This window comes from Novosphingobium aerophilum (assembly GCF_014230305.1).
Lineage (GTDB): Bacteria > Pseudomonadota > Alphaproteobacteria > Sphingomonadales > Sphingomonadaceae > Novosphingobium > Novosphingobium aerophilum.
The window spans coordinates 75524-101626 of record NZ_JACLAU010000005.1 but is presented as its reverse complement, the minus strand read 5'-3'; the positions used below and the strand labels follow the sequence as shown (position 1 = coordinate 101626).

Annotated in this window: 23 protein-coding genes; 15 read left to right on the top strand and 8 right to left on the bottom strand. The window is 65.6% G+C overall.

Annotated elements, in window-relative coordinates; all coding sequences use genetic code 11:
- The first annotated feature begins 5 nt into the window (after positions 1 to 5).
- From H7F49_RS05705 to H7F49_RS05695, 3 genes are all read left to right on the top strand, one after another.
- Complete coding sequence (locus tag H7F49_RS05705; protein ID WP_185682607.1) at positions 6 to 407, top strand: nuclear transport factor 2 family protein; 402 nt, start codon at positions 6 to 8, stop codon at positions 405 to 407.
- 17 nt (positions 408 to 424) lie between these two features.
- Positions 425 to 1276, top strand: coding sequence for a CmcJ/NvfI family oxidoreductase (locus tag H7F49_RS05700; RefSeq protein WP_185682606.1), 852 nt, complete (start codon positions 425 to 427; stop codon positions 1274 to 1276).
- A gap of 82 nt (positions 1277 to 1358) precedes the next feature.
- Positions 1359 to 1853 (top strand): DUF3237 domain-containing protein, encoded by a 495-nt coding sequence (locus H7F49_RS05695; protein ID WP_185682605.1) that lies wholly within the window; start codon positions 1359 to 1361, stop codon positions 1851 to 1853.
- Here H7F49_RS05695 and H7F49_RS05690 read toward each other — a convergent pair.
- The 7 genes from H7F49_RS05690 to H7F49_RS05660 form a co-directional block, all read right to left on the bottom strand.
- Complete coding sequence (locus H7F49_RS05690) at positions 1846 to 2775, bottom strand: SDR family oxidoreductase (RefSeq protein WP_185682604.1); 930 nt, start codon at positions 2773 to 2775, stop codon at positions 1846 to 1848. The genes H7F49_RS05695 and H7F49_RS05690 overlap by 8 nt on opposite strands.
- The gene (locus tag H7F49_RS05685) at positions 2772 to 4244 is read right to left on the bottom strand and encodes a carotenoid oxygenase family protein (protein WP_185682603.1); all 1473 of its coding nucleotides are present in this window, start codon (positions 4242 to 4244) and stop codon (positions 2772 to 2774) included. The genes H7F49_RS05690 and H7F49_RS05685 overlap by 4 nt, the downstream gene beginning before the upstream one ends.
- A gap of 67 nt (positions 4245 to 4311) precedes the next feature.
- Positions 4312 to 5112: a CmcJ/NvfI family oxidoreductase gene (locus H7F49_RS05680; protein ID WP_185682602.1), complete on the bottom strand. Its 801-nt coding sequence runs from the start codon at positions 5110 to 5112 to the stop codon at positions 4312 to 4314.
- 99 nt (positions 5113 to 5211) lie between these two features.
- Positions 5212 to 6540 (bottom strand): MFS transporter, encoded by a 1329-nt coding sequence (locus H7F49_RS05675; protein ID WP_235981915.1) that lies wholly within the window; start codon positions 6538 to 6540, stop codon positions 5212 to 5214.
- 61 nt (positions 6541 to 6601) lie between these two features.
- Positions 6602 to 8716, bottom strand: coding sequence for an acetate--CoA ligase family protein (locus H7F49_RS05670; protein ID WP_185682601.1), 2115 nt, complete (start codon positions 8714 to 8716; stop codon positions 6602 to 6604).
- Between the two features lie 27 nt (positions 8717 to 8743).
- Complete coding sequence (locus H7F49_RS05665; RefSeq protein WP_185682600.1) at positions 8744 to 9580, bottom strand: p-hydroxycinnamoyl CoA hydratase/lyase; 837 nt, start codon at positions 9578 to 9580, stop codon at positions 8744 to 8746.
- A 215-nt stretch (positions 9581 to 9795) separates the two neighbouring features.
- Positions 9796 to 11532 (bottom strand): acyl-CoA dehydrogenase family protein, encoded by a 1737-nt coding sequence (locus tag H7F49_RS05660; RefSeq protein WP_185682599.1) that lies wholly within the window; start codon positions 11530 to 11532, stop codon positions 9796 to 9798.
- A 288-nt stretch (positions 11533 to 11820) separates the two neighbouring features.
- Between H7F49_RS05660 and H7F49_RS05655 the strand changes: the two genes are divergently transcribed.
- From H7F49_RS05655 to H7F49_RS05600, 12 genes are all read left to right on the top strand, one after another.
- Positions 11821 to 12195 (top strand): VOC family protein, encoded by a 375-nt coding sequence (locus tag H7F49_RS05655; RefSeq protein ID WP_185682670.1) that lies wholly within the window; start codon positions 11821 to 11823, stop codon positions 12193 to 12195.
- Positions 12196 to 12255: 60 nt separating this feature from the next.
- Positions 12256 to 13821: a class I adenylate-forming enzyme family protein gene (locus H7F49_RS05650; RefSeq protein ID WP_185682598.1), complete on the top strand. Its 1566-nt coding sequence runs from the start codon at positions 12256 to 12258 to the stop codon at positions 13819 to 13821.
- 156 nt (positions 13822 to 13977) lie between these two features.
- Positions 13978 to 15447: an aldehyde dehydrogenase gene (locus H7F49_RS05645; protein WP_185682669.1), complete on the top strand. Its 1470-nt coding sequence runs from the start codon at positions 13978 to 13980 to the stop codon at positions 15445 to 15447.
- 69 nt (positions 15448 to 15516) lie between these two features.
- Positions 15517 to 16329, top strand: coding sequence for a glutathione S-transferase family protein (locus H7F49_RS05640; RefSeq protein WP_185682597.1), 813 nt, complete (start codon positions 15517 to 15519; stop codon positions 16327 to 16329).
- A gap of 2 nt (positions 16330 to 16331) precedes the next feature.
- A complete protein-coding gene (locus H7F49_RS05635) occupies positions 16332 to 17114 on the top strand; it encodes a glutathione S-transferase family protein (protein WP_185682596.1) in 783 nt (260 codons plus the stop codon).
- A gap of 102 nt (positions 17115 to 17216) precedes the next feature.
- Positions 17217 to 19292 carry a PQQ-dependent dehydrogenase, methanol/ethanol family gene (locus H7F49_RS05630; RefSeq protein WP_185682668.1) on the top strand — a complete coding sequence of 692 codons (2076 nt, stop codon included), beginning with the start codon at positions 17217 to 17219 and terminating at the stop codon, positions 19290 to 19292.
- Between the two features lie 136 nt (positions 19293 to 19428).
- The gene (locus tag H7F49_RS05625) at positions 19429 to 20940 is read left to right on the top strand and encodes an aldehyde dehydrogenase family protein (RefSeq protein WP_185682595.1); all 1512 of its coding nucleotides are present in this window, start codon (positions 19429 to 19431) and stop codon (positions 20938 to 20940) included.
- 21 nt (positions 20941 to 20961) lie between these two features.
- A complete protein-coding gene (locus H7F49_RS05620) occupies positions 20962 to 22011 on the top strand; it encodes an aromatic ring-hydroxylating dioxygenase subunit alpha (RefSeq protein ID WP_185682594.1) in 1050 nt (349 codons plus the stop codon).
- A complete protein-coding gene (locus H7F49_RS05615) occupies positions 22008 to 22877 on the top strand; it encodes an amidohydrolase family protein (protein ID WP_328806537.1) in 870 nt (289 codons plus the stop codon). Before H7F49_RS05620 ends, H7F49_RS05615 begins: the two co-directional genes overlap by 4 nt.
- A complete protein-coding gene (locus tag H7F49_RS05610; protein ID WP_185682593.1) occupies positions 22877 to 23623 on the top strand; it encodes an SDR family NAD(P)-dependent oxidoreductase in 747 nt (248 codons plus the stop codon). Before H7F49_RS05615 ends, H7F49_RS05610 begins: the two co-directional genes overlap by 1 nt.
- 57 nt (positions 23624 to 23680) lie before the next feature.
- The gene (locus H7F49_RS05605; protein ID WP_185682592.1) at positions 23681 to 24442 is read left to right on the top strand and encodes a glutathione S-transferase family protein; all 762 of its coding nucleotides are present in this window, start codon (positions 23681 to 23683) and stop codon (positions 24440 to 24442) included.
- Positions 24443 to 24464: 22 nt separating this feature from the next.
- The gene (locus tag H7F49_RS05600) at positions 24465 to 25202 is read left to right on the top strand and encodes an alpha/beta fold hydrolase (RefSeq protein ID WP_185682591.1); all 738 of its coding nucleotides are present in this window, start codon (positions 24465 to 24467) and stop codon (positions 25200 to 25202) included.
- Between the two features lie 19 nt (positions 25203 to 25221).
- On the opposite strand, the gene purU is transcribed toward H7F49_RS05600, so the two are convergent.
- Entirely contained in the window at positions 25222 to 26082 is an 861-nt protein-coding gene (purU, locus tag H7F49_RS05595; RefSeq protein ID WP_185682590.1) for a formyltetrahydrofolate deformylase, read from the bottom strand.
- Positions 26083 to 26103 lie beyond the last annotated feature (21 nt).

Genomic DNA, 26103 nt, shown 5'->3' with positions numbered 1-26103 from the left:
GCGGGATGGATGCGCTCGCTTGCCTGATCGCCGAGCGCGAGATCGAGCGGGCGATCCTCGACTACGCAGCCTGGAACGATTCCGGTGCGTGGGAGAAGGTCGCCGCGCTCTACAGCGCTGACGGACGGATGAGCCGGCCCACCGCGCCCGACGATTTCATCGTCGGGCGCGAGGCCATCCTTGCCGCCTTCCTTGCCCGGCCGCCGCGCACCACGCGCCACATCTGCGCCAATATCCGCATCACGCTAGATGGCTCAGACCACGCCCGCGCCGACAGCCAGATCCTGCTGTTCACCGGGCCCGACCAGGCCCCGCTGGTTGGAACCTATGCCGATCGGTTGGTGCACACCGCCGACGGCTGGCGCTTTGCTGAACGCCGCGGCAGCCTGGATTTCCCCAAGCCCTGAACCCGAGGAGAGGGTGGATGAGCACCGCACTGGCTGAAGTCCAAACCACGATCGATTATCTGATCCCGACCAGCCGCATCAATCGCCGCTTCTGGGCACCGGGTGAGGAGTACAACACCGGGGTCTACGCCCCCTATGCCGTGACCATCCGCAATGCCCGGTTGGCGGGTTATCCCTTCAACCTGGACGAGCATGGCTTTTGCCTGGCCCATCACGCCACCAACATCACCGACTGGGAGGCGCAATATGCCGGCGACAGCGCCTATGCCGCGCAGGTTGGCGAAGTGGTGCGCGGGCTGACTGGCGCCGATCTGGTCGTGCCGATGGGCGGGATGGTCCGCACCTCGGGCCAGACCAGCGACCAGATGCAGCCTCCGGCCGCCGAGGCCCATGTCGATTTCACCAAGAGGTCCGCGCAGAAGGTTGCCGAACGGATGTACCGGCAGGCCCGCCCTGGCGGCGACGGCTATGATCGTTTCATCTGCTTCTCGCTGTGGCGCGCACTCTCGCCGCCGCCGCAGGACATGCCGCTGGCGCTATGCGAGGGTCGCTCAGTGCGCGATGACGAGGGCACCCCCAACACCAAGATCGACGTCGACGTGATCCCGACCGGCGACGCGCTGTTCGCGCCGATCCCGGGCGAGGAAGACATGATCGCCGCCACCATTTTCCACCACTCACCCGATCACCGCTGGTGGTACTATCCGGACATGACCGGCGACGAGGTGCTGCTGATCAAGTTTAACGACAGCGATCACAGCCGCACCTGGCGTTGCCCCCACACCGCCTTCGTGGACCGCAGCCGTCCCGACTCGGTCGAGCGCCGCTCGATCGAATTCCGGGGCGTGGCCTTTTTTACCCGCGATTGAGAGGACGGGGTTCATCACCCACCCCTCACCCATAGAGCTGCCCTTGCCCCCATTGCGGACGCAAAACTGAGAGACCCGAACGATGTATTCGACCCTGGATCAGCCTCACCTGGAATTCGCCTTCGAATGCCGGCTGATGTTCACCCGCGTCTTTGCTGTCCCCAATGTCCACAACGGTGGCTTCCGCTCGGCGGTGCTGGTCGACGAGGGACACTTCGAGGGGCCCCGGCTGCGCGGCCGCGCCGTGCCCAATTCGGGCGGCGACTATGCCCATTTCCGCGATGACGACACCGCCGTGTTCGACGCCCGCTACCTTCTGGAGGTTGACGACGGCACAATCATCTACATGCAGAACCGCGGCTTCCTGTGGGGTCGCACACCCGACGCCATGGCCCGGCTGCGGGCCTGGGCTTTCGAAGGCGGACCCCCCGTGGCCCACGAAGACTATTATCTGCGCGGCCAGCCCACGTTCGAGACCCCGAAGGGCAAGCACGATTGGCTGACCCGGCACGTTTTCATCGGGATCGGCGAGCGCCAGCCCGATGGCAATCTGCTGCGCTATTATGCAGTTACCTGACCGCAGCCGCAGCCCGCAGCATGTCGGCGTTGTCTTCGATCATTTGACGCACTGACCGCGCCGGACGTCCGGTCAGCCGGACGACGTCGTCGCTGCAGATGGCCAGGAACCCTTCGCGGATTGCTTGGCCGAAGGTGACCATGTCATCGCTGTTCCACGGGATACCCGCGACGGACAGATCATCCACCGGCCGCCGCGGTATGCCCATGGCATCGAACATCGCATACTGCGCAGCATCGTCGACCGCGACATAGGCCAGCGGCATCCCGGTCACCTCGGCCATGATCGCGGTGACCTCGGAGAAGGTCTGCAGGTCCGGCCCGGTGATGTTGTAAGTCTGGCCTTCATGCCCGGTCCCGGTCAGCACCGCGACCGCGCTGGCGACGCAATCGTCGCGCCAGACCATGGCCTCGCGGCCATCGCCCGCATTGCTGATCCACTGGCCGCTGGCCATCACCCCCGGCCCGGCCATCAGGATCATCGCATCGGCGTAGTGCGCGTCGCGCAGGAAAGTGAACGCCGCCCCGGATTCGCGGATCAGGCGTTCGGTCTCGATATGGTCGTGGCGCACTTCGGCGGGGTTGGCCGGCTCGTCGATTCCGATGAAGCTGGTGTAGATGATGTGCTTGACCCCCTGCGCCACCGCCGCTTCCACCGCCGCCCGGTGCTGGGCCACCCGTGCGCCGACCCGGGTGCCGGAAATCAGCAGCAGCTTGTCCGCGCCGGCAAAGGCACGGGTCAGGCTCGCCGGATCGTCAAAGTCGCCCTGCCGCACGTCGCAGCCCTGCGCGGTGCGATCGGCCAGCTTGGCCGGGGTTCGGCTCATCAGGATCAGGTCAGCGGCACGCCCCTGCGCCACCATCCGATCCGCTGCGGCGCGGCCATAATTGCCGGACGCTCCGGTGATCGCGATCCGGGTCACGGCTGGGCCTGCGCCAGCTGGGCGGCGCTGACCCACCAGCCGTGGACCTGCGGGCGCAGCCGCCGGGGAATCCCGATCCGCGCCACCGGCCCGGCCCCGATATTGCCGCCGTCAATCACCCAGCATTCGTGCTCGAAGCTGTCCGGCCCGGTCTGGCGATCGACCACGGTCACCAGCCAGCCATCGTGACCCGGCACCCGGGCCGGGACGTGGACCGGTTCGTTGAAGCACATCCCCGGTTCCAGCGCCAGCGCCTGCGGCGGACCGCCGGTCAGGTCAAGCCGCATCAGCAGGTCGAACATCGCCCCCACCGGTCCCCCCAGCAGTGGCGGTCCACGCCGCTCTGGGTTCATCGTCAGCATCCAGCCATGGCCGGATGGACGGCCTTGCTGCGCCGCCGGGATCAAGGGGAAGTCGCCCGGAGGTCCAATTACAGTCTCGACAATCGTATCCGCCGTGCCGTTGGGATCGACCGTCCAGCGGGCCAGACGACCGTTCAGTTCCCACTGCTGGAGCGCAATGCCGGAAGCCTCACGGATGAACGGGAACGCATTGCTGTCCGACAAGCACTGGTCAAAGTGGATCAGCCCCGCGGCGTCCTCGTGCGCATTGAGCATATGATAGCACGATACGCCCTTCGGCCCACGGAACCACCGAAGCTGTGACACGTCGCCATGACGAGGCATGATCCCCAGCCAGGAATCAAGCTCCTGGTGATGCACCCAATGGTCACCTCCGGCACGCAGGCGCTCGAGGTCGCAAGTGGTCGGATAAACCGGGAACAACGCATAGTTCTCGGTGATGGTGAAATCGTGCATCATCGCGCAGTAGGGCGCTTCAAACCATTGCTCGCGCACCAGTTTGCCGGCAGCATCCACCACACCATAGGCGACGGTGGTGCTGGCTAGCCCGCCGGCTTCGTAGCCAAAGAAAAACATCTCGCCCGTTTCCGGATCGATCCGCACATGCGCGGTCATCGTCTCGGATCGCAGGGCACCGTCGAAGTCATACTGCCCAAGCGTTTCGAGCGTCACCGGATCGATCCGGTAGGGGCGTCCGTCTTCCTTGCACATCAGCAGCCGGCCCGCGTGCCATACCGGGGTGGTGTTGGCGACGGTGCGATCGACCCCCTGAGCCTCGGGCTGGTCGGTAAACGGATTGCGATACTTGCCGAACAGCGCCCGGCCGGCCTCAACCTCGGCGCGGTGGCGAGCGGTTGCGACGTAGCGCATCGCGATCGATGCCTTGCCGCCGCCCAGCCGGATCGCCGAGATCATGCCATCGGCCGAGAGAATGGCTCCGCTGTCGTCCAGGAACGGCGGGAACGCCGGGTTCGGGACCGCGCGAAAAAACGTGCCTTCAACGTCCGGGGGAATGGTTCCGGACACCGGCAGATCGGCAATATCGTATTCGTCACCCTGCGGCGCGTTCAACCCGGTGTAGTTCGGGTTCTGCGGAAAGCCGGCCATGTCCCGTCCCCTTTTTATAACAATTGGTAGCAATTGTGGCGAAGGAGCCGAGACTTGGCAAGCCCGTTCAAGCGTACCAGTAGGCCGCTGCCCGCATCTCGATGCTGACGCGTGGCGGACAGTCCAGCGGGGCCAGTGGATTGTCGAACGCGACATGGGGCACCGGCCGAGGATCACGCGAATCGCCGGTGCGGAAGACCAGCACTTCATCGCGGGTCATATCAGGATACCAGCACCAGCGATGGGCCGGATTGTGCGCCACGAGATAGCTGTCAAAGCTCCATTCGGGCCGGCCCGGCTCGTCGAACACGGCATCGGCGATCATCAGGTCCTCGGCCGCAACGCTGCGCGCATCGGCCACGGCAAGCGGCACATCCTGCGGCACTCCGCCAATGGACCGCCAGAGGTTGAACTGCGCATATCGCCGCATCGCCTTACCTTCGGGCAGCCCCCTGGCTGCAAAGGCGGCCGAGGTTTCGGTCGAGACATCGACATGGGCAAAGCGCGCCGGCATCGAATTGTTGCGCGATCCTGCCCGCCCCGAACTCTCGGCAAAGCGCAGGATGCCCGGAGCCGTGACGAAGACCGCATCGGCGCCGGTCAGCCCCAGCAGCAGTTCAACAATCTCACCCGAATAGATCGCCGCGACCTCGGCGGGGTCCTCAAAATCAGTCACCCGGCTGGCATGTCGGACCAGCTGAAACCCTTCAGCATCGAGGCTGGCCGGAGCCGCTCGTGCGTCGCTGAGCGGCATGCCGTGTGGCTCGATCACCACCGTGTCACGGGCATGATCGTTGGCATAATAGCGCTGGCGCAGAGGCATCCGCGCGGCATAGGCAATCGTCGCTTCGATCATGTGGTTGAGCATAGTCTCCCGCTCCTCTCCGGACTCACCGCGCCAGGTCCCGACGACCTGCGGCCCGAACGGCGGTCAACCCCGTGATTCCAATGGGCCAGGCGCCTGCGCTCAGTGGACCTCCGCCTCGCGCCGGGGCAGCGCTAGCAGCGCCGCCGCCGCAAGCAGAGACCCGCACGCCATGACCGCCGCCACCAGTCCCAGCGTCATCCCGGCCTGAAACAGCACCCCGCCCACGATCGGGCTGAGCGCCGCCCCGCCCCGGCCGACGCCGATGACGAAGCCGGTGCCCCCGCCGCGGATGGCGGTGGGGAACGAGGCCGCGACCAGCGCATAAAGACCGACAACCACAGCATTGCTGAAGAACCCGCCCGCGGCTGCGGCCCAGGCCAGAGCATGCAAGTCAGCCTGGCCTTGGCCGAACAGCGTGATCATCACGGTGGAAGCCACCATGAAGGCCACCAACAGCCAGCGCAGCGGAAACCGCAGCGACAGCACGCTGAACAGCAGGCTTCCGGCCAGGCCGCCAACATTCACCCAGACCAGGATGCCGCCGGCCGCAGGGGTCGAAAAGCCCATGTCTACAACGATCTTCGGCACCCATTTCAGGATGAAGTAGAAGGTCATGATGTGCAGGAAGTAAGCCAGCGTCAGCAAGATGGTAACTGGCGCCATCTGCTTCGTGAACAGGGCAGCCATATGCGTCTGCGGTGCCTCCGGCTCCACCGGCGGCAAGGCATCCACCGCCCGGTGGCCAAGCTTGCGCAGCGTGTGATTGACCCGCGCCAGCGTATCGCCGCGCCGGTTCTGTAGCAGCGCGCCGACGGGTTCGGGCATCAGCAGCAGCACCAGCGGCAGGCACAGCGCCGTCACCCCGGCACCGAGCCAGAATACATGTCGCCAGTCGCCATGGGCCAGCAGCTGGCTGGCGATCGCGCCGCCGGCAACCCCGCCCAACGGATAGCCGGCCGCCATGATCACCACCGCCGCGCTGCGCCACTTGCTGTTGGCATATTCCGCGACCAGCGCATTGACCGTGGCCAGCATGCCCCCAATGCCCAGGCCCGTGAACAGACGGGTTGCCGCCAGCGCCCCAATCGAATTGACCTGCGTGGTGGCGAACATACCGGATGCCATCACGCAGAGGCAGCCAATTGCGGTCACCCGGCGACCGAGCCGATCAGCGGCATGCCCCAGCACGACCGACCCGAAGGCCATACCGAACAGCTCCATCGACAGCACCGCGCCGAGCGCGACCCGCTCGACCTGCCACTCCTTGGCGATCCCGGGCGAAGCAAAGCTGATTGCCAGCACGTCGAACCCGTCGAGCGCGTTCAGCAGCACGCAGATCGCGATCGCCACAACCTGCGCCAGCCGCATCGGCGACTGCGCCAGTATGCGGCGCGGATCATCGCTCGAAACCGACGGACTGACATCCATTGCTCTCTCCCTTATCCCGCCGCACAGCTTACGGTCGGTTTCTTCGTCTGGCGACAGCGAACTAGGGCGCCACCAGCATGAGCGCGTCAAGCGCGACCACGCCCTGCCCCAGTGGATGGAGGATGACCGGGTTCAGATCGAGCTCACGCAGGCCCGGCTCGGCCAGCAGCACCGCGCCCACGCTGCGGATCAGCCGCGCCAGCGCTGGCACGTCGAGCTCAGGCGAGCCTCGCCAGCCTGCCAGCAGGGCCGCGTTGCGCAATTGCATGAGCTCGGCGATGATCGCCTCCTCGGACAGGTCCGGCGTCAGCAGCCGCACGTCCTGCAGGATTTCAGCCGTGACCCCGCCGAACCCGGCGAGCACGACCGGCCCCCATTCGGGGTCGTTCTTCGCACCGACGATCATCTCGACCCCGCGCCGGCCCATCGCTTCGATCAGCACACCGTCAAGCACGATCGTAGGATCATAAGCCGCGACACTGGCCTGCATCGTCGCCCAGGCGGCCTGCACGGCGGCGGCATCGGCCAGGTTCAGGATCACCCCGCCGGCATCGCTCTTGTGGCTGAGCGCCGCGGCTTGAGCCTTCATCGCCACCGGGTAGCCCAGCGCCTCGGCGGCGGCCGCCGCTGCGTCCACGTTGTCGGCAAAGCGCCCGGCCGGGAACGAGACGCCCAGCGGGCCCAGCAGCGCCTTGGCGCGATACTCTGGCACCACGCCCAAGGCGTCGGCCAGGCCAGGCACAGGGGTTGGCGCGGGTGCAGCATCGACCAGATCGCGCCGCGCCAGCCGCATCAGCCGCGAGAACGCCCGAAAAACGCGCTCGGTCGAAGGGAACCATGGCACGCCGGCTTCACGCAGGGCAGCAACGTGATGCGCAGGAATGTCGGCGCCTTCATCGAGCCCGGCAAACACCAGCGGCTTGGTCAAAGTGCGTCCTTGCAGCGCAGCCAGGATCGCCGGCACCTTGATCTGCGCCGTCACCGGATCGCCCTGGATGATCCCGGCCACGACCCCGCCGACCCGCACATCATCGAACAGTGCGGTCAGGGTCTGGGTGTAGATCACCGGTTGGCTCAGACCCTGCGCGGTGATGTCGAGCGGGTTGCTGACGGGCACAAACGGCGGCAGGGCCGCCCGCAGCGCCGGGGCATTGTCGTCTCCCAGGACGGCCAGCGGCAGCCCCAGTTCCTCGGCCAGATCGAGCGTCAGCGCCTTGAACGCGCCGGATTCGCCCAGCACCGCGATCCCGGCCGGAGCCAACGGCGGGCAGCGGACCAGGATCTCGGCAATGTCGCCCAACTCTTCGAGCGATTCGGCAAAGACCACGCCCGCGCGTTCAACCTTGGCCCGCATCAGCTGGTAATCGCCGGCCAGCGCCCCGGTATGGGTCGCCGCGGATTCGCGCGCCGCGCTCGATTTGCCGGGGTGCAGCAGCACGATCGGCTTGCCCGCTGCGCGGGCCCGCGCCGCTGCCGCCAGAAACCGGGCCGGGGCGCGGAACTGCTCGACGATCATCGCGATCACATGAGTGTTCGGCTCATCGATCAGCCAGTCGAGATAGTCTTCCACCCCGCTCGCGGCCTCGTTGCCGGTCGAGACCGAAAAGCTCGCCGCGACATCGCGCGACAGCAGCGTGGAGCACAGCACCGCGGCCATGGCTCCGGACTGCGAAACCACGCACACCGCGCGCCGACCGGCCGGAGCCCGGCATTCGGTCTCGACAAAGGTCAGCGGCACCCCGTCAACATGGTTGATCAGCCCGAGGCAATTCGGGCCTTCGATCACCATGCCCGCGTCTGCTGCGATCCGCGCGATCTCGACCTGCTCGGCCGCGCCCTCGGGGCCGCCTTCGGCAAATCCGGCGGCAAACACGATCGCCGAGCCAACCTTGCGCGCCGCCAGCGCGCGCAGCGCATCCAGCACGCCTGCGCGCGGGATCGCCAGCACCGCCGCATCCACGCCTTCGGGCAGATTGTCGATCGACGGCAGGCACGGCCGCGCGCCGATCGCGGTGCGGTTGGGATTGATCGGGTAAATCGCGCCGGCAAACCCGGCGCGATCGAGGTTGCTCATCAAGGTGGCGCCAAGCGCCCCGGGCTTGTCGCTCGCCCCCACCACGGCCACCGAACGGGGCCGCAGCAGGCGGGCGATCATGGCACTATCCGGCCGGTTCATCGTGAAGCTCTCCCCCGATCGCGGTGGTCAGTCGCGCTGCTTGTTCACGTCGTAGGCGCCAAGGCCGGGCTTGAAGGTCTTATCGTCGATGAACTGGCGGGTCGCTTCCTTGCGGCCCTCGGAGTCGAAGTAGTTGGCCGCTTCCTGGGCGCGGATCAGATAGTCCTCGGCATTGTCATAGGTCATCTCGCGCACGCGGCGCACCGCCCACTTGGTGGACCGCAGCGCCTGCGGGTTCTTGGCCAGCAGCACTTCGGCGATCTCGAGCACGCGGGCCTTGAGCCGGTCTGCCGGCACGGCTTCATTGACCAAGCCCCATTCGGCGGCCTTACGGCCGTCCACGTTTTCGCCCATCATGGCGTGGTACATGGCATTGCGGAACCCGGTTAGCTCGGCAATGACCTTGCTCGCGCCGCCGCCCGGCAGGATGCCCCAATTGATCTCGGACAGGCCGAACTGGGCATCTTCCGCGGCCACCGCCAGATCGCAAGCGAACAGCGGCCCGTAGGCCCCGCCAAAGCACCAGCCGTTGATCATCGCGATCGTCGGCTTCTCGTACCAGCGCAGCCGTTCCCACCACGAATAGGCCTCGCGCTGGGCGCCGCGCGTGGCGCCCAGACCCTTCTGCTCGTTCTCGCGGAAATACTCTTTCAGGTCCATGCCCGCCGACCAGGCCGTACCCTCGCCGGTCAGCACTACCAGGCCGACATCGTCGCGAAACTCCAGCTCCTCCAGCACTCGCCGCATCTGGCGGTTGAGCTTGGGGCTCATGCAATTGCGCTTTTCCGGACGATTGAACGAGACCCAGGCGATCCGGTTCTCGACGGTGACGGCAACGGTATCTTCTTCGGCACGATCAGACATGGTGTACCCCTGCAGATGACGGCATTTTGCTATACTGGATAACATCACAATTGCTATATGCAATAGCTTTCTGACGGTCATGCACCAAGAGGCAGGAAGATCGGTCCGCACCTCTGCCGCGATGCCCCAAGGTCAAGTCGAACGGGCATCCGGTTGGGCACGCGGACGTGCAACAGCGACACCGGCCCACAAAGTTCGCGTAATGAAGGCCGCCTCTAGCGGGCGCTGCTCGTGGTCAGGGCAGCCACCCCGTCCAACCGTTCCTCGCCAAGCAGGGCCAGCTGCGCCAGGCAGACACAGCGTGGCTCGAGTTCGGCCAGGCAATAGGCGGCAGCGGCACGAATGCCCAAGCTGACCGGGTCGGTCCCGGCCCTCGCCACGATGCGCGCGGCCATCCAGCCAAGTGCGACAGCCTTGCACAGATCGAGCAGGGCGGAAGCGCCAGCCTCGGCGCGGCGCGGGCTTGACTTCCAGTCCTTCATCACCCGGACAACGGCTTCCAGCTGATCGAGTGCACCAGTCAGGGCGGCATTGCCCAGGGCATCGGCCCGGACCGCTGCGACGAAAGCGCTCAACCCGGGCGTGCCCTCGCGCCAGAGACGGCGATGGAGCAGGTCGATCGCCTGAATGCCGCTGGTTCCCTCGAAAATCGGAAAGACGCGGGCGTCGCGCAGGTGGCGCTCGACCGGCCACGCCTGCGTATAACCTGCCCCGCCCAGCACCTGAATGGCCTTGCTGGCAACATCACAGGCAGCCCAGGCCCCGCCGTCCTTCACCAGCGGCAGCAGAAACTGCGCCAGTTCCATCCAATGCGCGCGCCGGCCGGGATCGGCCGCAGCCTCGGCCAGGTCCAGCGCATTGGCGGCGGTCAGATGCAGGGCTCGGTTCAGCTCAACCGAGGCGGCCATGTCGAGCAATTGTCGCTGCACATCGACGTGGGTTGCGATCGGGACGGGCGCGGCATCGGCGGTGCCACCCTGCCGGCGGTCCTGGGCATAGGCCAGGGCCGTCGCGTAGGCCGCCGTCGCCACGCCCGTACCCTGAGGTCCGCAGGCGAGGCGCATCTGCAACATCATCGGGAACAGGCTTTGCAGGCCCCTGCCCTCTTCGCCCAGAAGAATTGCCTCGGCCCCATCGAACCCCATCTGGCACGTGGGCGAACCGTGGAGGCCCAGCTTCTCCTCGATTCGCCGCGCGGACACACCATTGGGAACGCCATCGTCGCGGATCGAGGGAATCAGAAACAGACTGAGGCCCTTGACGCCGGGCGTCGTATTGCTGCGCGCCAGCGCCATATGGCCAATCCGGGCGGCCAGATCGTGGTCGCCGAACGAAATCCAGCACTTTTCCCCGGTAACGGTCCACCCGTCACCATCACGCCGGGCCTGTGTGCGGATGCGTCCGACGTCAGACCCGGCATCGGGTTCGGAAATGCAGATCGTCGCCGCCCATTCGCCGGCAAGCAACCGCGGAACCCAGTCATCCCGGACCGGACCGGGGGCAATCTGGTCGATCAACGTGGCGGCAGTACGGGTCGCCGTCGGCAGCATGTAGAAAGCAGCAGAGGCCCGGTTGAACAGTTCCTCACAGGCCCCAAGCAGCGCCAGAGGCAAGCCCTGGCCGACGGGCTCCCGGGCCACCATGGTCATCCAGCCAAGCTCGCGGAATTGCTGCCAGGCGGCATGATGCACCGGTGCGGTGACGACCCGGCCATCAATCCGCCGGGCGCCATTGCGGTCAAGCTCATGGCCCAGCGGATCAAGCACGCCTTCGGCGAACTGCGCTGCTTCCCGCACGATTCCGGCCCAGAGTTCGTTGTCACAGGCTTCCGGTCGGGCTGCAGCAAGGTCAGCGCGAAACGGCACGTGTTGCAGGTGCCAGAGCAAAGCCTCCGCCTGATCTGTGTAACTCAAAGTCACCAACTCCCAACGTGATCCACCGGCGTCATGCAATCCGCCAGGGACCGCCGTCAATTGACCTCAGGCGCCGGTAAGGTTATCGTCTATCCTCCCACATGATAGTATTATTTTTCCGAAAACCACGCAAAACTGCTAAAATTCCGCTGGCCTGTGGTGCATGCTCCGCGCTAGGCTGGACGCAGCGATGATCGCATTGGTCGACCCGGTGACGATGCGAACCAGGGCACCGGCCGGGATCAAGGCCAGGTCAGACTGGCTGCGAGCCGCGCGCACATGCTGCAGGCGCGGCGAGGCCTGAAACCAAATGAAAGGGAGACGACCATGTTTACGCACAGCTTTCTCGGTACGAATGACATCGCTGCCTCGCGCCAATTCTACGACGGCGTAATGGGCGCGCTCGGCTATCCCAGCGTACCGCTGCCGCATGGCACCCTCTATCCTGGCGAGGCGGGCAAACTGCTCGTGGCCAAGCCCGCCAATGGCGAGCCGCATACCGTGTCCAATGGCCATACGCTGGGCTTCCATGCGAAGACCTATGCCGAAGTCGATGCCTTTCACGCCAATGGTCTGGCCAATGGCGGCACCTGCGAAGGCCCTCCGGGCGTGCGCGTCAATGTCCCCGGGCAGATGTACGGCGCCTATTTGCGGGATCCGGACGGCAACAAGATCTGCGCCTTTGCGCCGAACGCCGGCTGATCTGGGCTGAGCCGAGCTGGGCGAGACCCAGTCCGGCTCGGCCACTTACGGGAACCCACCATGCGCACCATCGACTACTTCGACAAGCAGGCGACGCTTCGCCCTGATCATCTGATGCTGATCGCCGGCGAAACTCGTCTGACCTATGCCGAAGCCCAAGATATCACCCACCGACTGGCCGGTGCGATGCTGGCGGACGGCTTCGTCCATCAGGAAGCCGTGGCGATCATGTCGCCCAATCATGGTGCGGTGGTGACGACGATGCTCGGTCTGTGGCGGGCCGGGGGCGCCTGGATTCCGGTCAATACCCGCAACGCCCTGGCCGACAATATCGCCTATCTCAACTATGTCCGCGCCGGCTGGCTGTTCTACCATTCCAGCTATTCGGCGGATGCGCACGAGGTTAAGCGGCAGGTGCCCAGCATCCGCCGGATGATCTGCATCGATAGCCAGGATGCCGGCAACCCTTCGCTCGATACGTACATGTTGCCGGCAGGTTCGCCACGTGTGGCCGACTGGGGCGAGCCGATGGGCAATGGCGAGGAACTGGCCGCGATCATCGCCACCGGCGGAACCACCGGGCCAGCCAAAGGCGTGCGAGTGCTCAACCGCAGCTGGGGCTGCATGCTGGAGACCATCGGCCAGATCATGGCCTGCGACGAGCCGCCGGTGTTCCTGACCACCGCCCCCCTGACTCACGCCGCAGGGCCGGTAACCATGGCCGGCATCGCCATGGGAGCGACCGTGATCGTCCTGCCCGGGTTCGATGCCGAAGCGGTGATGGCGGCGTTCGGGGCCAACCAGGTCACGCATACGTTTCTGCCGCCGACCGCGCTTTACTCGATGCTGGCTCACCCGGATGTCCGCTCGTTCGACTATTCGAGTCTGCGTTACTTCCTGCTCGCGGGATCGGCGGTGAGCCCGGAGAAGCTGAAGCAGGCAGTCGAGGTTTTCGGGCCCTGCATGTGCCAGAGCTATGGCCAGACCGAGTTTCACCTGGTCGCCACCTGGCTTTCGCCCAAGGTGGTCGCAGCGGCAGCGGCCGGGGACCACCCCGAGCGGCTCGCCTCCTGCGGGCAGGCGACCTATTCGTGCCGGGTCGAACTGATGGACGACGATGGCCGCATCCTGCCGACGGGCGAAGTGGGCGAGATCGTCGGCCGGGGCGGGATAGTGGGCGGCGGCTACTTCGAAATGCCCGAGGTTTCGGCCGAGACCTGGGCCCACGGCTGGCATCACACCGGCGACGTGGGTCGGCGCGACGGGCATGGCTTCTACTACATCGTTGACCGCAAGAAGGACATGATCGTGACCGGCGGCTTCAACGTGTTCTGCACCGAGGTCGAAGCAGCGGTAACCGAATTGCCCGGTGTCCTGGAGTGCGCCGCCATCGGCATTCCCGATGACAAGTGGGGTGAGGCGGTGACCGCGATCGTCGTCGCCGATCCCTCTGCTGCCCTGTCTGCCGACACCGTGATCGCGCATTGCAAGGCGCGCATCGGCAGCGTCAAGGCGCCCAAGCACGTGTACTTCCGCGATGCGATCCCCCGCACACCGGTGGGCAAGTTCGACAAGAAAGCGATGCGGGCCGAATTCTGGCAAAATGCCGCGCGCGGCGTCAACTGAGCCGGGTCCGGGTGCAGCAATCGGCATCGCGTCAGACCGGCCGGCCTAGACTCAAGTTTGTTTGCATTACATACTATTTTGCGTCAGACTGAGCCTACGGCACAATCGCAAGAGCGGCAGCCACAACGGCGGCGCTGTAAGGAGAGGGAGAGAGCCATGCTGCCTGACGGTGTAGCGGTGAAGCATCCGGACAAGGTGTGGATCGGTGGAGAGTGGCGGCAGCCGCACTCCGGGCGGATGATCGACATTGTCTCTCCCGACACCGAAACGGTCGTGGCCCTGGTGGCCGAAGCCGACGAGGTCGACATGGATGCCGCGGTGGCAGCGGCTCGGGACGCGTTCGATCATGGAGCTTGGGCACGCTCGGCCGCGGCCGAACGGGTCGAAGTGCTGTCGCGTATGTCAGCCCATCTCCACGCGCGGGCCGGCGAGGTCGCGGCGGCTTGGTCAGCGCAGATCGGCGCGCTGGCAGGAACTGCGGCCGGGATAACCCACGGCTCCAACCTGAGCTTCGATGGCATCGTGGCGATGGCGGCGCAGTTCGAATTCGTCGAGCGGCGTGCGTCGATCGGAGCGCCGGTCGGGCTGATCGCGCATGAGCCCGTAGGCGTTGTCGCAGCGATCGCGCCATGGAACGTGCCCTATGGCATCATGCTCAGCAAGGTTGCCTATGCTCTGGCGGCGGGCTGCACCGTGGTGATGAAGCCATCGCCGGAGACGCCGCTGGAGGCCTATATCATCGCGGAGGCAGCCGAAGCCGCCGGTGTGCCACCCGGGGTGGTCAACCTGGTCTGTGGCCATCGCGAGGCCAGCGATCATCTGGTCTGCAATCATGGGGTCGACAAGGTCAGCTTCACCGGCTCGACCGTGGCCGGCCAGCGCATCGGGGCTGTCTGCGGAGAGCGGATTGCGCGCTGCACGCTCGAGTTGGGCGGAAAGTCCGCCGCGATCGTCCGTGATGATTTTCCCACTGCCGCTGCCGCCGGGCTGCTAGCGGGCACGATCACGATGATGAGCGGCCAGATCTGTGCGATGCTTAGCCGGGTGATCGTCCCTCGCCACCGTCACGACGAGCTGGCCAGTGCGATCGCCGCCGAGATGGCCAAAGTGGTGATCGGTCATTCAAACGACCCCGCCAGCCAGCTTGGTCCGGTGGCCATGAAGCGCCAGCTTGAGCGGATCGAAGGCTACATCGCCGAAGGCCGGGCCACAGCCGACCTCCTGCAGGGCGGAAACCGCCCCAGCCATCTGAACCGGGGCTATTTCATCGAGCCGACCCTCTTTGCCAATGTCGACAACTCCAGCCGCATTGCCCAGGAAGAAATCTTCGGCCCGGTGCTTAGCCTGATCCCCTGCGATGACGAAGAAGATGCCATCCGCATCGCCAACGAATCCCGGTTCGGCCTTTCGGGCTCCGTGCTGACCCACGACCCGGACGCCGCCTATCGCATCGCCCGGCGCGTGCGGACCGGTGGCATCGGCCAGAACGGTCTGCGCATGGATTTCGGGCTGCCCTTTGGCGGGTTCAAGCAATCGGGCATTGGCCGCGAGGGCGGGATCGAGGGCCTCAAGGGCTTTCTTGAAGCCAAGACGATCCTGATCGACGGCGAGCCGGTAGCGCTGTGACGGCGCTAGACGGCTTGACAAGCCCGGCGCATTCGTAAGTATTGCATATAAAAACGGAAAGGACAGAGAATGGCCGAGGTCACGCTCTATCACTGGGAGCCGAATGCCAATTCCGGCAAGCCGATGCTGGCCTTGATGGAAAAGGGCGTCGCATTCGACAGCCATTACATCGATATGCTGAACTTCGAGCAGCACCGGCCCGAATACCTCGCGATCAATCCGCAGGGAACGATCCCGGCCATGACCTATGGTGACCGGGTGCTGGTCGAGAGCACGGCGATCATGGAATATGTCAACGAGCAGTTTGCTGGGCCTGACCTGATGCCAGGCGATGCGCGCGACCGCTGGCGCATTCGCTGGTGGATGAAGTTCATGGACCAGTGGCTGGCCCCCAGCTTCTCGATGTTCGGCTGGAAATACTTCGTCGGCCCCAATGCCCTGGCTGCGCACGGGCAGGAGAAAATCGAGGCGCAGATCGCGCGCATTCCCCTGCCCGAGCGTCAGACCGCCTGGCGCAAGGCTGTGTTCGGCCTGTTCAGCGAGGCGGAAATGGCCGAATCCGGACGCCGGATTGCTGTAGGCATCGAAATGCTGGAGCGGGAACTGGGCAAGCGCGAATGGCTGGCCAGCGATCACTACAGCCTGGCCGACGTCAACGGCTTCAACCTGGCTTATGCCTTGCCGCTGTCGCAGCCGCACCTGTCCAACGATGATCTGACCCCCAACATCATGCGCTGGCTGCGCGCGATCTATCGCCGCCCGGCCACCCAGGCATGCTGGAAACTGGGGCGCACACCGATGGCCAGCCGCGTTGCGATCCTGGAACAGGACTATATCCCGCCCCGCGCTGAGGCCGAGGGCATCGTGAGCGGAGTGCGGTGACGATGAGCACGATCCTTTATCATGGCGAGCCAAATGGCCCCTCGCTGGCGGTGCTGGCAGCGCTGGGTGAAAGCGGGCTGGACATTGAATGCCAGCCGATCGACCTGCTGGCCGGAGAGCGGCACCGCCTGCCCGGCGTGACTGAACCGGTCGCCCGGGACATGGGGGTTGAAGGCGAAGGACCGGTCCTGGTGATCGATGGCGAGGCCATGACGGAAAGCGTGTTCATAGCCCAATACCTGGACGAGACCGGCGCGAACACGCTTCAGCCAAGGGATGCTTACGCCCACTGGCAGATGTTGATGTGGTGTCGTCGGATCACCGAGCGATGCGCCCCCGCCGCGGCCTTCCTGGGGTGCAAGGCGCAGGCTCATGCCGTGCTGTCGGCAATGGACGAAACCCCGTGGGGCGATGTGCTCGCCGCCATCGCCAGCGAAGATCTTCGCGGGCGCTGGAGCGCAGTCCGTACCGGGGACTTTCCCGAAGCCCCGCTGACCGACAGCGCCAACAAGGTCGCGGACGCCGTGGCCATGGTCGAGCAGCAACTGGCTGACGGCCGCGACTGGCTGATGGGCGATCTGACCGTCGCCGACTTCGAGACCTATGGCTGGCTGGCCGGGATGCCGGCTTTGCTCCCCGCAGCCTTCGCTGCCAGCCCGCGCACTGCGGCCTGGCTGGACCGGGTGCGGACCCGGCCAAGTGTACAGGCAGCCCTGGCCCGGGCCGCCACGGTAAACCCCGAAGCGGCATGGGCGCCAGGGCCTGAAATCAACCGTTGGGGCTGAGCCGACGTGCCAACCAGAACACAGCCACAAAGCGGCGATTGGAGAGGAAACCGAGCAATGAACAGAGCGAAGGGTGCGTTCGTCACCACAGCACTGGCCACAATGTCGCTGGTATGCGGTCAGGCCGCGCTGAACGCGGCTCCGCCCGAGGTCACCAGCGGCCCGGTCACCGCAGTGCGCATCATAGCCGCGGCCGATAGCGGCTGGCTGAGCTATGGCCGGACTTATGACGAGCAGCGGTTCAGCCCGCTGGACCAGATCAACAGCGACAACGTCAAGCAATTGGGCCTGGCCTGGCATGCCGACCTCGATACGGCGCGCGGGCAGGAAGCGACGCCCCTGGTGATCGATGGCCGCATCTTCATCACCACGGCCTGGTCCAAGGCCAAGGCCTATGACGCGGTCAGCGGCCGCCTGCTGTGGCAATATGACCCGAAGGTGCCGGGCGAAGCGGCGGTCAAGGCCTGCTGCGATGTCGTCAACCGCGGCATGGCGGCTTGGGGGGACAAGGTCTTTTTCGGCACGCTCGACGGCCGCCTGATCGCGCTCAATCGCCAAACCGGCAAGCTGGCCTGGAGCCGGATCACCGTCGACCGCACGCAGCCGTATACGATCACCGGCGCGCCGCGCGTGATCGACGGCAAGGTGATCATCGGCAACGGCGGCGCCGAGATGGGCGTGCGCGGCTACATAACCGCTTACGACGCGCAGACCGGTAAGCAGTTGTGGCGCTTTTACACGGTGCCGGACCGGCCCGGGATGAACCAGGCGGCATACCTCAAGGCCGCCGAAAAGACCTGGAACGGCGAGTGGTGGAAGCTCGGCGGTGGCGGCACGGTGTGGGATGCCATGGCCTATGACCCGGCCCTGGGCCTGCTCTATATCGGCGTCGGCAACGGCGCGCCGTGGAACCAGTCCTACCGGTCGCCAGGCGGCGGAGACAATCTCTACCTGTCCTCGATCGTGGCGATCAACGCCAAGACCGGCGCCTATGTCTGGCATTTCCAGCAGACCCCGGGCGAGACCTGGGACTTCACCGCAACCCAGCATATCATTCTGGCCGACATCAAGATCGACGGCAAAGTCCGTAAGGTGCTGATGCAGGCGCCCAAGAACGGCTTCTTCTATATGCTCGACCGGGTGACCGGCGAGTTCCTTTCGGCCAAGGCCTATGCGCCGATGAACTGGGCCACCGGGGTGGACCCCAAGACCGGCCGGCCGATCGAGAACCCCGAGGCGCGCTACGACAAGACCGGCAAGCCGTTCATCGGGTTCCCCGGTGCCGGCGGGGCGCACAGCTGGCATCCGATGGCCTATGATCCGGGCCAGAACACCGTGTTCATCCCGGCGCAGTTCGCCGCGTTCCCCTACATTCCGGCGAAGGACTGGAAGCCGGCGGCGCAGGGCTTCAACAACGGCGTCGATGGCGCCGCTGGCGCAATGCCACCGGTGCCGGAAGTGCGCAACGGCGCCCTCGCCGCCACCACGGCAGCCTTGCTCGCCTGGGACCCGGTTGCCGGCAAGGAGCGCTGGCGGGTGAACTACCCCGGCCCCAACAATGGCGGCTTGCTCGCCACGGGCGGCGGCCTGGTGTTTCAGGGCACGGCCCGCGGTGACTTCGTCGCCTATTCCAGCACCGATGGCCAGCGGCTGTGGTCCTTCCCGGCCCAGACCGGGATCGTTGCCCCGCCGATCACTTACCGCATCGGCGGGCAGCAGTATGTGGCGGTTTTGGCTGGCTGGGGCGGGGTCTGGGCGCTGGCACCGGGGCTGCTGTCGCAGAAATCGGGTCCGGCGCGCAATGTCAGCCGTTTGCTGGTGTTCCGCCTCGGCGGAAAGGGCAGCCTGCCCGCACTGGACGAGGCCTTTCTCGCCCCGCTCGATCCGCCGGCTGCAATCGGGTCCGAGGCCGACATTGCTGCCGGTGGCGCCCGCTACGCCCGCTTCTGCAGCACCTGCCACGGCGATGCGGCGATCGGCGGCGGCCTGCTGCCCGATCTCCGTCGCTCGGCCCTGCTCCACGATGCCGCGACCTGGCAATCCGTGGTGCATGACGGCACGCTGGCAGCGCGTGGCATGGTCAGCTGGTCAAAAGTGATGAGTGCAGCCGATATCGAGACTGTCCGTGCCTACGTCATAATGCGCGCTCATCAGGACAAGGCGCTGGGCGAGAAATAGGCGACGCGCCGAAGGATTTGAGCGGGCAGATGCCCACGCGGACGACTTGCAATCGCACCAAGCTTTTGTATGCTTTGCCTACAATTTTCGACCGGCCTCCGACCCGGTAACGAATCGACATGGAAAGGATGATCTGATGAACGAGATGACCACGGTCAGCTACGAACAGCTCCCCTATTCGGCCGCCGCTCAGGCGTTCCTGGCGCGCCAACCGCGGCTGTTCATCAACAACGAATGGGTCGAGTCCAGCGAGGGTGCCACCATCGCGGTGGAGGACCCATCCTCGGGCAAGATCGTCACGCGGGTGGTCGACGCCTCGAACCGCGATGTCGATCGCGCCGTGGCCGCGGCCCGCGCCGCGTTTGACGACGGTCGCTGGTCAAACCTGCCGCCGATGGTGCGCGAGCGAACGATGAATCGGCTGGCCGACCTGATCGAGGCCCATGCTGACGAGTTCGCGGAGTTGGAAGCGATCGACAATGGCAAGCCCAAGGGCATGGCCGGGGCCGTCGATATTCCGGGCGCGATCAGCCAGATCCGCTTCATGGCCGGCTGGGCCAGCAAGGTCGGCGGCGATACCAACGCGCCTTACACGATGCCGGCCGGGCTGGTGTTCAGCTACACCACCAAGGAGCCCGTTGGCGTCTGCGCGCAGATCGTGCCGTGGAACTTCCCGCTGCTGATGGCCTGCCTCAAGATCGCTCCGGCCCTGGCCGCAGGCTGCACCCTGGTGCTCAAGCCGGCCGAACAGACCAGCCTGACCGCGCTGCGTCTGGCCGACATGGTCGCCGAAGCAGGGTTCCCGGCGGGCGTGGTCAACATCATCACCGGCAACGGCCACACCGCTGGCGACCGCATGGTCCGCCACCCGGACGTCGACAAGGTGGCCTTCACCGGATCGACCGAAATCGGCAAACTGATCAACAAGAACGCGACCGACTCGATGAAGCGCGTCACGCTCGAACTGGGTGGCAAGAGCCCGGTCGTGGTGATGCCCGATGTCGATGTCGCCACGGCAGCGCCAGGCGCGGCCGGCGCGATCTTCTTCAACTCGGGCCAGGTCTGCGTTGCCGGTTCGCGCCTGTTCGCGCACAAGTCGATCTTCGATCAGGTGATCGAAGGCGTGGCCGAAGCCTCGGCCTTTTGGGCCCCGCGTCCCTCGCTCGATCCGGCCGGCCACTCGGGTCCGCTGGTCTCGAAAGAGCAGTTCGACCGCGTGATGGGCTATATCGAAGCCGGCAAGCGCGATGGCGCCAGCGTGGCGATTGGCGGTGATGCGCCGACAGCCGATGGCTATTACGTCAACCCGACCGTGCTGGTGAACGTGAACCCGCAGATGAGTGTCGTGCGCGAAGAGATCTTCGGGCCGGTCGTCGTGGCCCAGCGCTTCGAGGATCTCGACGAGGTTGCCAAGATGGCCAACGACACCTGCTTCGGCCTGGGCGCCGGGATCTGGACCAAGGATGTCTCGGCGATGCATCGCCTGGCCAGCCGGATCAAGTCGGGCACGGTCTGGGGCAACTGCCACGCCATGATCGATACCGCGCTGCCCTTCGGCGGCTACAAGGAATCGGGCATCGGCCGCGAGCAGGGCCGCGCCGGCATCGAGGCCTACCTTGAGACCAAGACGGTGATCATCCAGCTCTGATTGCGCTGGAAAGTCGATCCCATGCAGTATGCTCGCAATGCCTGGTACGTGGCGGCCTGGTCGGAAGATCTGCCCGCTTCTGCGCCTCTGGCTTGCGAGCTGCTGGGTGAGCCTTTGGTGCTGTGGCGCCGGGCGGATGGAACGCCGGTGGCCTTCGAGGACCGCTGCGTTCACCGCCTGGCTCCGCTCTCGCTGGGGCGGTGCGAGGGTGACCTGCTGCGCTGCATGTACCACGGCATTCGCTTTGCCGCAGATGGCGTCGTCAGCAGCATTCCCGGGCAAGACCTGATCCCCGCTCAAGCCCGTGTCCGCACCTACCCGGTGATCGAGCGGCACGATTGGCTATGGGTCTGGCCGGGGGATGCGGCCCTGGCCGATCCGGCGCTGATCCCGCCGGCCGTCGGCCTGTCGGACCCTGACTGGATTCTCGGCCATGGCCAGCTCGACTATGCCGCCGAAGCCGCGCTGATCAGCGACAATCTGTGCGATTTCAGCCATCTGAGCTATGTTCACGCACAGAGCTTCGGCGCCGGGCCGGAATTTGCCGACAACCTCCCGCGCGTGAGTCCGCTGCCCCGCGGGGTGCGGTTCGAGCGCTGGCTGCCGGTGCCGGCGGACAGCCCCCGCAATCCGCACGGCGAGCCGGTCGAGGCCTGGCAAACTTACGATTACCTCCTCCCCGGGGTACTGCTGATGTGGTCAGCCAACTATCCCCAGGGCACGGCCGAACAGCTTGGCGGCGATGCGCCGGCCATGTCCGATGCGCTTGGCGGGCTCAGCTTTACCAGCCAGGCGGTGACCCCGCTGGGTGATGGCCGCGCCCGCTACTTCTTTTCGTGGGGTCCCCATCGCCGTGATGGCGATGCGGCCAAACGCGACGCGATGATGGCCATGGCCCACCAGGCCTTTGCCGAGGACAAGGCGATGATCGAGGCGCAGCATGCGCGGATCGCCACGTCCCGCAATCCCCGGATCATGCCGACCGCGCATGATCGCGGGGTCACGCTCTACAACCGGCTGGTCGAGCGATTGGTTGCCCGGGAAATCACCGAATTGGAGACTGCCACGTGATCGACCTGTCCAAAATCAAGGCCATCGACGTTCACGTCCATGCCGAAGTCTCATGCCACGATCCAGAAGACCCGGTCATGGCCCAGTACTTCGACGCGGCCAGCGCCTATTTCAAGGCGCCGCGCGAGCGCCCCAAACTGCCGGAGATCGTGGAGATTTACCGCGAGCAGAAGATCGCCTTCTGCCTGTTCACCGTGGATTGCGAAAGCGGCATGGGTGCAAAGCGCATCTCCAACTATGAGGTGGCCGACTTTGCCGCTCAGCATTCCGATATCTGCATCCCGTTCGCCTCGATTGACCCCCACAAGGGCAAGTTCGGCGCCCGCGAAGCCCGGGACCTGATCGAGAACCATGGCGTGCAGGGCTTCAAGTTCCATGGCATCTGCCAGAACGTCAGCCCGTCCGACCGGGTCGGCTATCCGATCTATGAGGTGATCGCCGAGCACAAGCTGCCGGCCATCTTCCACACCGGTCATTCCGGTATTGGCAGCGGGATGCGCGGCGGCGGCGGCATGCGGCTGAAATATGGCCAGCCCATCCTGGTCGATGATGTCGCGGTCGATTTCCCTGACATGAAGATCATCCTGGCCCATCCGAGCTGGCCCTGGGTCGATGAAAGCTTGTCGATGGCGCTGCACAAGGAGAACGTCTTCATTGACCTCTCCGGGTGGAGCCCGAAGTACTTCCAGCCGCAGATCATCCAGTATGCCAACACGCAGCTGCGCCACAAGATGCTGTTCGGCAGCGACTTTCCTCTGATCCATCCCGGCAAATGGATGGATGCCGCGCTCAAGGCCGGTTTCCGCGAGGAGGTGCTGCCGGGAATCCTCAAGGACAACGCGGCGAAGCTGCTCGGTCTGGCCTGATGGATTTCGCGGACCGTCATGTGGTCATCACCGGCGCCTCGACCGGCATCGGCAAGGCTACGGCAACAAAGATCGTTTCGTTGGGTGGAGCGGTCACGCTGATTGCGCGTCGAGCCGAGCTGCTCGCGGACACTTGCACCGAACTGGGCGGGCTGGCCCAGTGGGCGGCGGCCGACGTCGGGGACAAGGAACAGCTGGAGGCAGCGCTGGATCTGGCCGTGACGTTGAACGGGCCGATCGACGGGCTGTTCCTCAACGCGGCCAGCGGGGGCACCTTCGCCCAGGTCTGCGACTACCCGGAGGAGAGCTTCGAGGAGGTTCTGACCGTCAACCTGCGCTCGCCCTGGTGGGCGATCCGCCGTGTTCTTCCCGCAATGCTGGCACGCGGCACGGGATCGATCCTGCTGACGGGGAGCCTCGGTTCCGAGCGCGGCATGGGCGGGAACGCGGGTTATGTCGTGGCCAAGCATGGCTTGCGCGGACTGGCCATGGCGGTGGCGGCCGAGGTGGCGGGATCGGGGGTGCGCTGCAATCTGGTGATCCCCGGATTCATCGAAACGCCGATGCTGGCCAACCTGCCCGCCGAGGCGCACGCCGCCATGGCAGACCGCACGCCCCAGCGCCGGATCGGCCAGCCCGAAGAACTCGCCAATGTCGCGGCCTTCCTGCTCTCGGACGAGGCCAGCTACGTGACCGCACAAGGGTGGGCGGTCGATGGCGGGGTGCTTGGCACCGTCGCGCTCTAGAATTTGCTGCAGCATCAGGCCGAAAGCCGGCCGGAAAACAATCAAGGGAGAGTGACGATGACACTCAAGTATTACCACGCAGAGCCCGCCGCGAACTCGCTCAAGTCGATGATTCCCCTGAAGGAAAAGGGCCTGGAGTTCGAGAGCCACTATGTTGACCTGCACAAGTTCGAGCAGCACTCGGAGTGGTTCGTCAAGCTGAACCCAGAAGGCCAGGTGCCGGTGCTGATCCATAATGACCAGATCATCACCCAGACCTCGGTGATCAACGAATACCTTGAGGACGTCTTCCCCGAAGTGCCGCTGCGGCCTTACGATCCGGTCGGCAAAGCCCGGGTCCGCGCCTGGAACAAGTTCGTTGACGAACATGTGATGAACCACGTCTCGATGCACGGCTGGCACCGCATGGTTGGCGTGATCGCGCGCAGCATCGATGGCGGCGAGTTCGAGAGCCTGCTTGAGCGGATCCCCCTCCCCGACCAGCGCAAGAAATGGGCGACCGCGCGCTCGGGCTTCTCCGAAGCCGATCTGGCCAATGCGACCGACAAGATCATCTATGCCTGCGCCAAGGTCGAAACCCAGTTGGGCGAGAGCCTGTGGCTGGCCGGCGACATGTTCACCACCGCCGACATCAACTTCTATGCCATGTGCGGCATGATGGTGGAGCGCATGTTCCCTGAACTGGAGGTCGCCGAAAAGTACCCGCGCCTGATCGACTGGCGCGATCGGATGAATGCCCGCCCGGGCGTGAAGGCGGCACTGGAAATGCCCGACCATACCGCGCCTGGCCTGCGCACCTTCACCGGCCACGTACGCTGACAGCGGGAGAAGAGGCCTGACCATGGCAACATTCGTCCTGATTCATGGCTCTTGGCACGGGGGCTGGTGCTTCGATGCGGTCCGTGCCCGGCTGGAAGAGGCCGGGCACGCCGTGATCGCTCCGGACCTGCCCGGGATGGGCGGCGATGAAGCGGCTCTGCGCGCCGTGACCCTGCAAGGCTGGGCCGACTTTGCCGCCGACCTGTGCCGCAGGGCGCCGCAGCGGCCGGTGATCCTGGCCGGCCACAGCCGCGGCGGGCTCGTCATCAGCCAGGCCGCCGAAACGGCGCCCGAGGCGATCGACGCGCTGGTCTACATCTGTGCGATGATGTTGCCCGATGGCATGTCGCGGGCCGAGTTCAAGGCCATGGAAGAGCCGAATTCGGCCTTCGATGCAATCGTGACGCCGGTCTGCAACGGGGCTGGGACTGTCGCCGATCCCGACGCCGCTCCGGCCGTCTTTGCGCAGATCTCACCCCGCGATCTGGTCGCGCGGGCCATGGCCCGCCTTGCGGCCGAGCCCCACGGCCCGCGTTCGACCCCAATGCGCCTGACGGCCGACCGTTTCGGCAGCGTGCCGCGGACCTATATCGAATGCAGTGAAGACCGCACCATTCCCCGCAGCAGCCAGCGCACCATGCAGCGCCTGGTGCCGGGCGCCGAGGTGGTCGAGCTTTATGCCGACCACTCGCCGTTCCTCTCCCGGCCCGAGGCGCTGTCCACCATGTTGCTCGAGGTGGTGGCAAAGGTGCCAGGCTGAGCCTGGACACCCCAAGGCTTCAGTCCTTGAACACCACGGTCTTGCTATCGTTCATCAGCACCCGGTCCTGCAGGTGCCAGTGGACCGCCTGCGCCAGGACCCGCCGCTCGATATCGCGCCCCTTGCGCACCAGATCATCGGGACTGTCGGCGTGGCTGATCGCCTCGACATCCTGGTGAATGATCGGCCCTTCGTCGAGATCGGCGGTGACATAGTGCGCGGTGGCACCGATCATCTTGACCCCGCGGGCATGGGCCTGGTGATAGGGCTTGGCGCCCTTGAATCCGGGCAGGAAGCTGTGGTGGATATTGATGCAGCGGCCCGAGAGGAACGCCGCCAGATCGTCCGACAAAATCTGCATATAGCGCGCCAGCACGACCAGCTCGGCCCCGGTCGAGGTGACGAGCTCCTTGATTCGGGCTTCCTGCTGGGCCTTGGTTTCCTTGGTTACCGGCAGGTGGTGGAACGGAATGTCCCCGATCAGGGTGATCTTCAGCGCCTCGCGCGGGTGGTTGCAGATGATCCCGACCACCTCCATCGGCATTTCGCCGATCCGCTGGCGATAGAGCAAGTCACCCAGGCAGTGGTCGAACTTGGAGACCAGCAGCAACACCTTGCGCAGTTCGCTCTGCCGGTGCAAGCGCCAATCCATCGCATGGTCCTCGGCAAACGGGGCAAACGTGCCCACCAGGGCATCGTAATTCGAACCTTCGACCAGCTCGAAGGCCACCCGCATGAAGAACTGGCCTGATTCGACATCGTTGAACTGCTTGGCATCCAGGATATTGCCACCCTGATCCGCCAGAATCCGCGCAACGCCGGCCACCAGACCAGGACGGTCGGGGCATGACAGGGTGAGGATGAAGGTCTCGGTCGCCATGATCTGCAGTCTCTCCGAAAG